Source organism: Bacillus sp. FSL R9-9497 (assembly GCF_038005805.1).
Taxonomy (GTDB): domain Bacteria; phylum Bacillota; class Bacilli; order Bacillales; family Bacillaceae_G; genus Bacillus_A; species Bacillus_A cereus.
The window spans coordinates 4,557,337-4,570,254 of the sequence record NZ_JBBOTY010000001.1 but is presented as its reverse complement, the minus strand read 5'-3'; the positions used below and the strand labels follow the sequence as shown (position 1 = coordinate 4,570,254).

Here is a 12,918-nt window from a genome sequence, read left to right as displayed (position 1 = left end):
GAGAAGTATGAAGTATATAAAAATAATGAGCATGATTGCATTCATTGGAATATATATGGCCGGTTGTTCACAAGGGCAGCCGAAAAAAGAAACTACATCTTCTATACAAGAGAAAAACAAAGATACCAAAGAAGACGCACCGGTAGAAAAGCAGCAAGAACAAGAAAAGAACGAAGAATCGCAAGCAATTCAAACGAATGAGCAAGTAGAACATAAGCAAGAGGAAGTATCATCTGATGAAAAGAAAGAAGAAACTACGCCAGTGCAGCCGACTGAGCAACCAGTGCAAAATAATGAACAAAAAGTAGAGAGTAATGAAAAACAAGGAAAGTTTCTCGTTGTTATTGATCCAGGGCATCAACAAAAAGCGAATTTAAATTTAGAGCCGATTGGACCAGAGGCAACAACGCAAAAATATAAAGTGACAGACGGTACAACAGGTGTTGTGACGAAAAAGAGAGAGGCTGTACTTGTATTAGAAATGGCTTTTTTATTAAAAGAAAAGCTTGAAGCAAAAGGGATACAAGTATTAATGACGAGAACATCACAAGACGTTGATATAAGTAATAAAGAAAGGGCGACATTCGCAAATAATCATAAGGCTAATTTATTTTTACGTCTTCATGCAGATGGTTCTGAAAATCCGAATCAAAGTGGATTTGCTGTATTAACGCCGGCAGAAGGAAGTCCGTACACGAAAGAGATTTATGCTGAAAGTCTTCGAATCTCTCAAACGATTGTAAATAAAATGAGAGAGAATCAACAAGTGAAAGTGAATGGAATTAAATTCAGGGATGATCTTTCTGGATTTAATTGGTCCAAAGTACCTGGTGTACTATTAGAACTTGGGTTTATGTCAAATCCTGAAGAAGATAAAAAATTATCTGACTCGCAGTATGTAAATTCCTTGTTGCAAAGTGTAACGGATAGTGTAGATGAATATCGGAAGAGTAAAGCTTAAACGCAGTCTTACATGTAAGGCTGCGTTTTTCCATATGAAAACACTCGTAAATTAGAATATTATGGATAAATATGACATGCTTAATTTTACCTGCACTTTTTGCCGAATGCTGATACAATAAAGGATGTTACTATTTAGTAGAAAGAGTGGTAAGCATGTTAGATTGGATGAAAAAGCTGTTTAACAAAGAGGAAGAACAAACAGCGATGAATAAAGAAGTACCAAAGCAAATTGAAAGTCAGCCGAAAATTCCTCGTGTAAACCACTACACTGAAGCAAGAGAAGCACAAATGGCAAGTAGGAATGCAGGTAAATGCCGTTTTCCTTTAGTACCGGATAATGGGTTCGATGAAGAGGATGAAAGCGAAGTAAATCGCTTCGAAGAACAACCTGTTCAAGGAGTAACATATGAAGAACCGACTGCCCAAAGAGGAATAAAGGTGGAAAGAAGCAGACGACCGTATGTGGAAAAGGTAGTTTCTACATATGAAGAGCCGGAAGTGCAATATGAACCGGTGCGGGAGTCTGTCGTTAAAAAGGCATCTGCACCTTCGCAAGAGAGTAACCGTAGACCATTTCGTCCAACAGAAATGATTTCGCCAATTTATGGATATAATCGTCCTTCAGTAGAGAAAAAGGAAGAAAAGCAGGAGGAAGTAAAGGAAAGAGAAGACCTTGAAATATCTGTAGAGGGTAAATCAGTCGTTGATGCATGGTTAGAGAAAAAAGGATATACATTATCTGATTTCTCAGAAGGACAAGCACCAACTTCTTCTAGTCATAGAGCTGCTAACCAGCAAGGAGAGCAACAATATGAAGAGAATAAAAAGGAAGAAAAGTCAGTAGTTGATCAATGGCTAGAGAAAAATGGTTATGAAATTGAAAGCCAAGTGCCTTTAGTAGAAGAAAAAGAAGTGATTCAAGAAATGAGTACACCGCAGGAAGTTTCAGCGGATGAATTACTTCATAAAACAGTAGCTGAGCAGATGGAAAGTGCTAAGCTAGAAAAAGATGTAGTGGTGTTAAACGAAAACAATCTACAAGAAGAATTAGTAGCTTCTAAAGTAGAGCACGAGGATACAATATTATCAGAAGAAATTAAACGTAATACAGAAATAAAACAACCTACTATTGAAGTAGAAAAGCAAGCTCCAGAAGAATCAGTGATTGTCAAAGCAGAAGAAAAACTTGAAGAAACAATCATTGTGGAAATACCAGAAGAAGTGTCAAAAGTAGAAGTAATTGCAGAAACGGAAGAGTTTGAAGAAGTAGTTATGGAAACAGAGGCACCTGAAGAAGTGGAAGTAATTACAGAAACAGAAGAGTCAGAAGAAGCGGAAGTAATTGCGGAAGCAGAAGAGTCAGAAGAAGTGGAAGTAATTGCAGAAGCGGAAGAGTCAGAAGAAGCGGAAGTAATTGCGGAAACAGAAGAGTCAGAAGAAGCGGAAGTAATTGCGGAAGCAGAAGAGTCAGAAGAAGTGGAAGTAATTGCAGAAACGGAAGAGTCAGAAGAAGTGGGAGTAATTGCGGAAGCAGAAGAAGTAGAAGTGATTGCAGAAATAAACACGCCTGTAGTAGAGACATTTGTAGCACTTGAGGACATTCAGCAAGAAGCTGAAGCAATTGAACAAAAGAGTGAATTCATACATGTTGCTGAGGCTGATGAACAAACGAAGAAAGATGTTCAAAGCTTTGCGGATGTTTTAATTGCAGAAAAACAACCAGCTGTAGAAGAAGCGCCAGTCGCAGAAGAGCAACGAGTTGTAGAAGAAGCACCGGTCGTAGAAGAGCAATCAGTTGTAGAAGAAGCGCCAGTCGTAGAAGAACAACCAGTTGCCGAGGAAACACCAGTCGCAGAAGAGCAACGAGTTGTAGAAGAAGCACCGGTCGTAGAAGAGCAATCAGTTGTAGAAGAAGCGCCAGTCGCAGAAGAGCAACAAGTTGTAGAAGAAGCACCGGTCGCAGAAGAGCAACGAGTTGTAGAAGAAGCACCGGTCGTAGAAGAGCAACAAGTTGAAGAAGAAACACCAGTCGCAGAAGAGCAACGAGTTGTAGAAGAAGCGCCAGTCGCAGAAGAGCAACGAGTTGTAGAAGAAGCACCGGTCGTAGAAGAGCAATCAGTTGTAGAAGAACAACCAGTTGTCGAGGAAACACCAGTCGCAGAAGAACAACCAGTTGTACAAAAAGAAGAACCAAAACGTGAGAAAAAGCGTCATGTACCATTTAATGTTGTTATGTTGAAACAAGATAGAACACGATTAATGGAAAGACATGCAGCTAGAGCAAATGCAATGCAGCCTTCTGCTAATGTACGAGTAGAGAATAAGCCAGTGCAACAAGAGGTAGCAGAACCACAAGTGGAAGAGCACCCAGTGCAGCAAGTAGTAGCAGAACCACAAATGGAAGAGCACCTAGTGCAGCAAGTAGTAGCAGAACCACAAGTGGAAGAACGCCCAGTGCAGCAAGTAGTAGCAGAACCACAAGTGGAAGAACGCCCAGTGCAGCAAGTAGTAGCAGAACCACAAGTGGAAGAGCACCCAGTGCAGCAAGTAGTAGCAGAGCCACAAGTGGAAGAACAACCAGTACAGCAAGTAGTGGTAGAGCAAGTACAAAAGCCAATTTCAAGTACGGAAGTACAAGAGAAAGCATATGTTGTAAATCAAAGAGAGAACGATATGCGAAATGTATTGCACACACCACCGACATACACTGTTCCGCCATTAGCGCTGTTGTCGATTCCACAGCAATCAGCGTTAGATAATACAGAATGGTTAGAGGAGCAGAAAGAATTATTAGATACAACGTTTAATAATTTTCACGTTGGAGCACATGTTATTAATGTATCGCAAGGTCCGGCAGTCACTCGTTTTGAGGTGCAGCCAGACCCAGGTGTGAAAGTAAATAAAATTACAAATTTAAGTGATGATATTAAGTTAAGTTTAGCTGCGAAAGATATTCGTATTGAAGCGCCAATTCCAGGGAAGAGTGCGATTGGAATTGAAGTTCCAAATAAAGAAAGTAAGCCAGTATTTCTTCGCGAAATTTTAAGAAGTCCTGTATTCACAAAGAGTGAATCACCGCTTACTGTTGCGCTGGGGCTTGATATTTCAGGGGATCCAATTGTAACGGATATTCGAAAAATGCCGCACGGACTTATTGCGGGTGCAACGGGTTCAGGTAAAAGTGTGTGTATTAACGCGATTTTAACGAGTATTTTATATAAAGCGAAACCACATGAAGTGAAGTTAATGTTAATCGATCCGAAGATGGTTGAGCTTGCACCATACAATTCTGTTCCACATCTTGTAGCACCTGTTATTACGGATGTAAAAGCAGCAACAGCTGCATTAAAATGGGCAGTTGAGGAAATGGAACGCCGTTATGAATTGTTTGCGCACGCAGGTGCTCGTGATTTAACTCGTTATAATACGATTGTAAGTGAGCGAGAAATTCCGGGAGAAACATTACCTTATATCGTTATTGTCATTGACGAGTTAGCCGACTTAATGATGGTAGCACCTGGTGATGTTGAGGAAGCGATTTGTCGTATTGCGCAAAAAGCACGTGCTTGTGGTATTCATTTATTAGTAGCGACGCAGCGTCCATCTGTAGATGTTATTACAGGTTTAATTAAGTCAAACATTCCAACGCGTATTGCGTTTACTGTATCATCTCAAGTTGATTCGCGTACGATTATCGATATTGGTGGCGCGGAGAAATTACTTGGCCGTGGTGATATGTTATTCTTAGGGAACGGTACATCTAAGCCTGTTCGTGTACAAGGTGTATATGTATCGGATGATGAGATTGAAAAGACAGTTGATCATGTGAAAAAGCAAATGAAGCCGAATTACTTATTTAAGCAAGAGGATTTATTAGCGAAAACAGAACAAGCTGAGTCGGAAGACGAATTGTTCTTCGAAGCATGTCAATTTGTTGTAGAACAAGGGGGAGCGTCCACATCTTCTGTACAGCGAAAATTCCGCATCGGTTATAATCGCGCAGCACGCCTCATTGAAGAGATGCAATCGCAAGGAATTATTTCTGAAGCAAGAGGAACGAAGCCAAGAGATGTCCTTATTTCTGAGGATGAATTCGCTGCTATGCAGGAAACAAATGTATAGTAAACGGTTATGCTGTATACTAAGAGAAAATGTTGGATAGTAAAGTAGGGAGTAAAGCGACATGAAAGAAATTGAATTAAAATTAAAAGGTGAAATAAATAGACTAACAAATAAAACATTTAAATTTGACGAACGTGTTGGAGAAGGGTGGTTCTCTGCCGTTTACTTTTTAAAGACTAGAGAAATCATCGAAGAATTTCGCCCGAAAAGTGTTGTAACGATGCAATTTTTCCAAAAGGAAAATGCAGTTCTTTGCGGAACGGATGAAGTAATTGCATTGCTACAAACATTCGCTAAAAATCCTGAGGAACTTGAGATTAACTCTTTAAAAGATGGCGATAAAATTAGTCCATTTGAAACAGTGTTAACAATTCATGGTCCTTATGAAAATTTCGGATTTTTAGAAGGTGTCATTGATGGGATTTTAGCTCGTCGTACATCGGTTGCGACAAACGTATATAACGTTGTCCAAGCTGCGCGTAGCGTAGATAAAGAAAAACCAGTTATTTTCATGGGAGATCGTGACGATCATTATACACAACAAGCTGGTGACGGTTATGCAGCATACATCGGAGGTATGAGCGCACAAGCGACGCATGCGATGAATGAATGGTGGGGCAAAAGTGGTATGGGGACGATGCCTCACGCATTAATTCAAATGTTTAATGGTGATGTTGTAGAAGCGGCAAAAGCATATCATAAGAAATTCCCAGAAGATGAATTAGTTGTATTAATTGATTACAACAATGATGTCATTACAGATGCACTTCGCGTAGCGCGTGAATTTGGATCAACATTAAAAGGTGTACGTGTAGATACGTCCCGCACGATGATTGATCAATACTTCATTCGCCACCCAGAAGTACTTGGAACATTCGATCCACGTGGTGTAAACCCATCGCTTGTATTCGCACTTCGTAAAGCACTTGATGAAGAAGGATTCCAGCATGTAGACATCGTTGTAACTGGTGGATTTGATGAGAAGCGTATTCGTGAATTTGAAGCTCAAAACGTACCTGTTGACATATACGGGGTAGGAAGTAGCTTATTAAAAATGAATATTGGCTTTACTGGTGATAATGTAGAATTAAATGGGAAACCAGAAGCAAAAGCTGGTCGTAAATATCGTCCAAACCCACGTTTAGAGCGTGTTCAATTAGAAAAAAGAGAAGAGATGTAAAAGAGAGAAAAACTGATAGGTGATTGACCCTATCAGTTTTTCTGTTATCATAGTATAGCGGCTTCTTTTTTGCTATAATGGACTTGTTATGGATATATAAAGAAGTACGTACGAGTTTATCCTGATAAGTGAAGGGAAGAATAACTTCACTACATCAAAAATGTATGATGATTACCAAAATAAGAAAAGATTCATATACTGTCTTATAGATAGGCCGTTGTATTAGTTCGAAATGTTGGAGGTTCTTTAAGATGACAGTTTACCATTTTGTAGGAATTAAAGGAACAGGAATGAGTTCATTAGCGCAAATTCTTCATGATATGAAGCATACTGTTCAAGGGTCTGATTATGAAAAGCGTTTCTTTACACAAACAGCGTTGGAAAAGCGTAGTATCTCGATCCTTCCTTTTGATAAGAATAATGTAGAAGAAGGACAAGTGATTATTGCAGGAAATGCATTTCCTGATACGCATGAAGAAATCGTAGCAGCAAAAGAATTAAACATCCCAGTCCATCGTTACCATCATTTCTTAGGTGACCTGATGAGCCAATACACAAGTGTTGCTGTAACTGGTGCACACGGAAAAACATCAACAACAGGTTTGTTAGCCCATGTAATGCAAGGTGCACACCCAACATCTTACCTTATTGGAGATGGAACAGGGCATGGGGTAGAAAATAGTAAGTATTTTGTATTTGAAGCTTGTGAGTATCGTCGTCATTTCTTGTCTTATAATCCAGACTATGCAATTATGACGAATATTGATTTTGATCATCCAGATTATTTTGCAGACATCAATGATGTATTCAGTGCATTCCAAGAGATGGCATTGCAAGTGAAAAAAGGCATTATTGCATGTGGAGATGATGAAGAACTTCAAAAAATTCAAGCGAAAGTACCTGTTATTTTCTATGGATTTGGAGAAGATAATGATTTCCAAGCACGCAACATCCAAAAGAGAACAGATGGTACTATTTTTGATGTATTCGTTCGTAATACGTACTATGACACGTTCAAAATTACAGGATACGGCAATCACAGCGTATTAAATGCATTAGCAGTAATTGCACTTTGCCATTATGAAAACGTTGATGTAGAAGCAGTTAAGCATCAGCTAACAACTTTTGAAGGCGTAAAACGTCGCTTTAATGAAAAGCCGATGGGAGAGCAAGTGATTATCGATGACTACGCACACCATCCGACAGAAATTAATGCAACGATTGAAGCAGCTCGTCAAAAACATCCAGAGCGTGAAATTGTCGCTGTATTCCAGCCACACACATTCTCACGTACAGAAAAGTTCTTAGATGAGTTCGCAGAAAGCCTAAGCAAAGCTGATCAAGTATACTTATGTGATATTTTCGGATCAGCACGCGAAAACAAAGGTGAATTAACAATCGAAGATCTGCAAAAGCGTATTGACGGTGCAGAACTAATTACAGATACAACAACGGATGTATTAAAGAAACATAAAAACGGCGTTCTAATTTTCATGGGCGCAGGAGACATCCAAAAATTCGAAGCAGCTTACGTAAAAGAAGTTCAAGTTGCAGAGAAGTAATAGGAAAGACGCATAGCTTGGCTATGCGTCTTTTTTGTGTGCTATGTTGGCATATATGATTCTTGAGGTTAGTCGATATATTAGCGTGTATTTCTTTAGTTATAAATGTTAGAATAATAAGAAAAATAAAAAGGGGACCAAAAAACATGTTTACACTTCGAGTAGACGATGAAATCGAATTACAGTTATTAGAGAAGCATCATAAGGAGGAACTATATCAATTAATAGATCAAAACCGTAATCATTTACGAAGATGGCTTCCTTGGGTAGATGGGACCAAATCTGCTGATGCGTATGATGAGATTTGTCCGATGTGGTTAAAGAAATTTGCAGAGGGAGACGGTTTTGAAAGTGGCATACGTTACAAAGGAAAGCTCGTTGGGATGGTAGGTATTCATCCAGTGAGCTGGGGAAAGAAAGCGACGAGTCTTGGGTATTATCTTGCAGAAGATGCTGGCGGGAAAGGTATTATGACGCGTAGTGTGAAGGCTGTACTTCACTATGCATTTGAGAATTTAAAATTAAATAAAATGGAAATTAGATGCGGTGTTGAAAATGTGAAAAGCCGCGCTATTCCAGAACGTTTAGGATTTAAGTTAGATGGCATTTTAAGAGATGATGAATGGCTATATGATCATTTTCACGATATCGCTGTATATAGTTTACTAGCTTCAGAGTGGAAGGAGATTCGATGAACGAGAAGATACGCATTATTGCGTATGAAAGTACGTTTCAAGAGGAAGTAGTAGATCTTATCGTTCATATTCAGCAAAAAGAGTATAATGTTTCAATTACGAAAGAAGAGCAACCTGATTTACTTGAAATAGAAACATTCTATCAAAAGGATTACGGAAACTTTTGGATAGCAATTTATGATGATAAAGTAGTTGGAACAGTAGCTTTATTAGATATTGAGAATCATCAAGTAGCGCTAAGAAAAATGTTCGTGAAGAAAGAGTTTCGCGGAAAAGAATGGGGCGCATCACATATGTTGCTTCAAACAGCAATTTCATGGGCTGAGGATAAAAAATTGAAAGATATTTACTTAGGAACAACAGTAAAATTTTTAGCGGCACATCGTTTTTATGAAAAGAATGGTTTTGAAAGTGTGAGTATAGACGAGTTGCCGAAAAACTTTCCGGTGCTACAGGTAGATAAGAAATTTTATAGGTACATTGTGTAAAAGGTCATTTAGAAATGGCCTTTTTCTATGAAGCAAAATAGAAATAATGGTATAATTTGGGTTAGGGGGTGTAGGTATGAACTTTCCAATTCAAAGAAGTAAGTCAGTAGTCATTTTCGTTTGTCTTACGTTAGTTTTTATGTTTATATATCCAATTGTCATGCTTTTCACTAATAAAGCGCATTGGATGTCAGCGTTGATTGGGATGGGTTTATGCTTCATTGTAAATGTACCACTCGTTTGGGAAGTATTTATTAAAAAACATAAAGTAGAAAATGGCGTATTAAAGTACGGTATTTTAAATGATGATATTGTATTAAAAGATGTGAGAATTATACGTCAGGTCGGAAAGTTTCTTGAAATTACGACGAATGCATATAAAGTACATATGGTTGCGATGCCGCAAAATATGGATGAATTCTTAAGGCTTATAGAGAAAGAAAATCCACATGTGAAAATAGAAATGGTAGGGAAGAAATAAAAAACGCTCGGCGAAAATTCCGAGCGTTTTTATTATTATTTTAAGTTCTCTGGGTTTAAAGCTTCTAGTTCAGGTACAACGAAGCGTCCGTCTTTACGGATTAGTACGTCGTCGAAGTAAATTTCGCCGCCGCCGTATTCAGGGCGTTGGATGCATACTAAATCCCAGTGGATGTTCGAGTTGTTGCCGTTCCATGCATCGTCGTAAGCTTGTCCAGGAGTGAAGTGGAAGCTGCCATCGATTTTTTCATCGAATAGGATGTCTCCCATTGGATGTAAGATGTATGGGTTTACGCCAATTGCGAACTCACCAACGTAGCGTGCGCCTTCGTCTGTATCGAAGATTTTGTTAATGCGCTCTGTATCGTTTGCAGTTGCTTCAACGATTTGACCGTTCTCAAACTTAAGTTGTACATTTTCAAATGTATAACCGTTGTAAGGAGATGGTGTGTTGTAAGAAACTGTACCGTTAACAGAATCACGAACTGGTGCAGAGTATACTTCACCGTCTGGAATGTTTAAATGACCTGAGCATTTAATAGCTGGAATGTCTTTAATAGAGAATGTTAAGTCAGTTCCAGGACCAGTTAAACGAACTTTATCTGTTTTATTCATTAATGTAACAAGGCTATCCATTGCCTTATCCATTTTGCCGTAGTCTAAGTTACATACTTCGAAGTAGAAGTCTTCGAAAGCTTCTGTACTCATTTTAGCAAGCTGTGCCATAGAAGCATTTGGGTAGCGAAGAACAACCCAGCGTGTTTTTGGAACGCGAATGTCTCTATGAACTTTTTTACCAACTGTTTGGCCATGAACTTTCATACGCTCACTTGGAACGTCAGCTTGTTCATTAATATTATCGCCAGAGCGAAGACCGATATAAGCGTCCATGTCTTTCATTACGCTTGCTTCATATGCAGCGATTTGTTCGAAATGTTCTTCAGTAGCACCCATTAATAAAGAGCGATCTACTTGATGATCTTTTAAAGAGACGAATGGGAAACCACCAGCTGCATATGCTTCTTTTACAAGTGCAGTTACAAGTTCTTTTTGTAAGCCAAAGTTTTCAATTAATACTTTTTCACCTTTTTGTAAGCGGATAGAGTAGTTAATTAAATTGTATGCTAACTTTTCAATACGTGGATCTTTCATATGTAAAGCCTCCCTACTAATTATGTATCCTCTCCTATTGTAACCTACTTAGTGGAATTTGTTGAATGATTTATGTTACAGTTAACGAATAAGTATGAAAATTCTAATGATGAGATAGGGATTAGAATGAAACGGAAAATGATTGTATAATAGGGGAAAGTATGAAAAAGATAAAGGAAGTGATGAAATGCAAGTTCTTTTATATGTAAGTGCGGCTATTATTGCGGTTGCTTTCGCAGTATTAGTAGTGTATGTATGCAGAACGTTGTTATCGGTTCAGAAGACGTTGGAAAACGTTGCAAGCACGTTAGAAGGTTTAGAAAAGCAAATGCAAGGAATTAGCGTAGAGACAGAGCAATTATTACATAAAACGAATGCGTTAGCTGATGATATTCAACAGAAGTCACAGTCATTAAATAAAGTGGTAGCGGGTGTAGATGGGATTGGAACGACAATCCAATCTTTAAATACGAAGCTTCGTAATGTATCAGACTCTGTAACGGACGAAATTGAAAATAACGCTGATAAAGTAGCGCAAGTTGTACAGTGGAGCAGTGCGGCGATTGAAGTATACAATCATTACCGTGCGTCGAGACAAGAGAAGAAGGTTGAAAAAGAAGAGCGTAAATTAGAAAGAATTGAGAAAAAAGCTGAAAAGAAAGAGAAGCGCTCTAGATTTCGTATGAGAGGTGAATCGTGATGAATATGACAAAACTTGAAACAATTGAAGAGCTTGAAGTCTTAGTAGAAAAGAATGAGCCGTATGTTCTTTTTAAACATAGTACGACATGCCCGATTAGTCACGGTGCATACACAGAATTTCAAGCGTATTGCAGTGAAGAAAGAGAAGTGCCAGCGTATTACTTATACGTACAAGATGCGAGAGATGTGTCAAATCGTGTTGCAGAACAATACAGTATTAGACATGAATCACCGCAAGTGCTATACATAAAAGATGGGATGGTAGTATGGAATACATCTCATTGGAATATTAAAAAAGATGCTTTAGAAGAGAATATAAAGTAAAAAGAAGCAAGCTAAAGGTGCTTGCTTCTTTTTTTTTGTTTTTGTTGAAATATATTTAGTGGTACACTATTAATAGTTCAAACTAAATAACTAGATTGTTGAAAGTAGGTTTTAAGTAATGAAGAAAATGGCATTATCCTTCGCAGTCGTAAGTTTATTACTAGGAGCTTGTAGTAACAATAGTAATACGATTAGTAAGAAGGATGAAGTTATACAAAAAGATACAAAAGAAAAAAGTATGATTCCGAGAACTGCTGTTTCTAAAGATTATTATAGAACTGTTATTCCTTTAAAAGAACAAAAGGTTATTAATACAGCTAATATAAAAACAAATTCTAAATTAGATTTAGCAGAGTATGAAAATGGTTTAATAAATATTGCAACGCAGCAATTTGATACAGAGAGTCACGTACTGCAATTAAATCAGTATATTCCAGAGAAACTAGTTGATGAACTAGTTGCGAAAGTAGAAGCGCCAGTTTTGACAAATATTATAGAACAAGACTATTTCGGAAAACAGAATTCAAATGAATTAAGTTTATCTGGTGTTATGATAGGTTTAGCTATGTCTTCAAGTGTATCGAATGAAGAAGCTATGTCTAAAGGGACTGAAGTTGCTAAACAACTTATTGAAGCTATTAACAAAAATGATAAGTATAACAAATCTCCAATTACGTTTGCTATCTTTAAGCAAGAAAGTACTAGTTCTTTAAAAAATGGTACGTATATTGCTAGTGCTACTGTTCAAAAGAATGATACGAACCTTGGAAATTGGAGTACAATTGATGAAAAGTCGTATTCATATCCTTCTGATGAATTTACACAAGCACATGGAGAAGATAATACAAAAATAAATAACTTTGCTAAGGAAATAAAAGGTTTTTCTAATGGAGATTTTATTCCAGTCAACGCTAAAGTTTCTTATAAGAAAGATCAAATGGATACATTAAATATGAATATTGTTATTAAATATAACGGTAAAACAGAATTAATGGCTCTTACCCAATTGGCTGCTCAAGGCATGTTAGACAAATTGCCTAAAGATGCGAAAGTACAATTACAGATTAAGTCCGAGAGTAAAATTGAGGCCGTTATTATAAAAGAGAAAAACAGTGATAAACCGTTTGTTTCCTTCTTGTAAAAAAAGACAGTATGTAAACTGTCTTTTTTTTATTTTAAATGAAAATATACAATGTTTTTTGATAGTAATTCATTGCTGTATATCGTGTGACAATCGTATATGTATCAGC

Annotated in this window: 11 protein-coding genes; 10 read left to right on the top strand and 1 reads right to left on the bottom strand. The window is 37.7% G+C overall.

The window, feature by feature from the left end:
* Positions 1–7: 7 nt before the first annotated feature.
* The 7 genes from MKY21_RS23570 (at position 8) to MKY21_RS23540 (ending at position 9,491) form a co-directional block, all read left to right on the top strand.
* The gene (locus MKY21_RS23570; RefSeq protein WP_137070137.1) at positions 8–961 is read left to right on the top strand and encodes an N-acetylmuramoyl-L-alanine amidase; all 954 of its coding nucleotides are present in this window, start codon (positions 8–10) and stop codon (positions 959–961) included.
* A gap of 155 nt (positions 962–1,116) precedes the next feature.
* Positions 1,117–5,085, top strand: coding sequence for a DNA translocase FtsK (locus MKY21_RS23565; protein ID WP_341077480.1), 3,969 nt, complete (start codon positions 1,117–1,119; stop codon positions 5,083–5,085).
* 61 nt (positions 5,086–5,146) lie between these two features.
* Positions 5,147–6,265: a nicotinate phosphoribosyltransferase gene (locus tag MKY21_RS23560; protein WP_000658370.1), complete on the top strand. Its 1,119-nt coding sequence runs from the start codon at positions 5,147–5,149 to the stop codon at positions 6,263–6,265.
* A gap of 251 nt (positions 6,266–6,516) precedes the next feature.
* Positions 6,517–7,827: a UDP-N-acetylmuramate--L-alanine ligase gene (murC, locus tag MKY21_RS23555; protein ID WP_000219468.1), complete on the top strand. Its 1,311-nt coding sequence runs from the start codon at positions 6,517–6,519 to the stop codon at positions 7,825–7,827.
* Between the two features lie 146 nt (positions 7,828–7,973).
* Positions 7,974–8,522, top strand: a complete 549-nt coding sequence (locus MKY21_RS23550) for a GNAT family N-acetyltransferase (protein ID WP_000494659.1) — start codon at positions 7,974–7,976, stop codon at positions 8,520–8,522.
* Positions 8,519–9,010 carry a GNAT family N-acetyltransferase gene (locus MKY21_RS23545; protein ID WP_001003133.1) on the top strand — a complete coding sequence of 164 codons (492 nt, stop codon included), beginning with the start codon at positions 8,519–8,521 and terminating at the stop codon, positions 9,008–9,010. Before MKY21_RS23550 ends, MKY21_RS23545 begins: the two co-directional genes overlap by 4 nt.
* A gap of 76 nt (positions 9,011–9,086) precedes the next feature.
* Complete coding sequence (locus MKY21_RS23540) at positions 9,087–9,491, top strand: PH domain-containing protein (RefSeq protein WP_016118736.1); 405 nt, start codon at positions 9,087–9,089, stop codon at positions 9,489–9,491.
* Between the two features lie 35 nt (positions 9,492–9,526).
* Here the strand turns inward: MKY21_RS23540 and MKY21_RS23535 are convergent, their stop codons facing one another.
* Positions 9,527–10,642: an aminopeptidase gene (locus tag MKY21_RS23535; RefSeq protein WP_000654731.1), complete on the bottom strand. Its 1,116-nt coding sequence runs from the start codon at positions 10,640–10,642 to the stop codon at positions 9,527–9,529.
* A 187-nt stretch (positions 10,643–10,829) separates the two neighbouring features.
* Here MKY21_RS23535 and MKY21_RS23530 point away from each other — a divergent pair, with 187 nt between their 5' ends.
* The 3 genes from MKY21_RS23530 to MKY21_RS23520 all read left to right on the top strand — a co-directional run bounded on the left by MKY21_RS23530 (position 10,830) and on the right by MKY21_RS23520 (position 12,809).
* Positions 10,830–11,342, top strand: a complete 513-nt coding sequence (locus tag MKY21_RS23530; protein ID WP_001197720.1) for a DUF948 domain-containing protein — start codon at positions 10,830–10,832, stop codon at positions 11,340–11,342.
* Positions 11,342–11,668, top strand: a complete 327-nt coding sequence (gene ytxJ, locus MKY21_RS23525; protein ID WP_001057469.1) for a bacillithiol system redox-active protein YtxJ — start codon at positions 11,342–11,344, stop codon at positions 11,666–11,668. The genes MKY21_RS23530 and ytxJ overlap by 1 nt, the downstream gene beginning before the upstream one ends.
* 118 nt (positions 11,669–11,786) lie before the next feature.
* Positions 11,787–12,809 carry a CamS family sex pheromone protein gene (locus tag MKY21_RS23520; protein ID WP_000738031.1) on the top strand — a complete coding sequence of 341 codons (1,023 nt, stop codon included), beginning with the start codon at positions 11,787–11,789 and terminating at the stop codon, positions 12,807–12,809.
* The last annotated feature ends 109 nt before the right edge of the window (positions 12,810–12,918 follow it).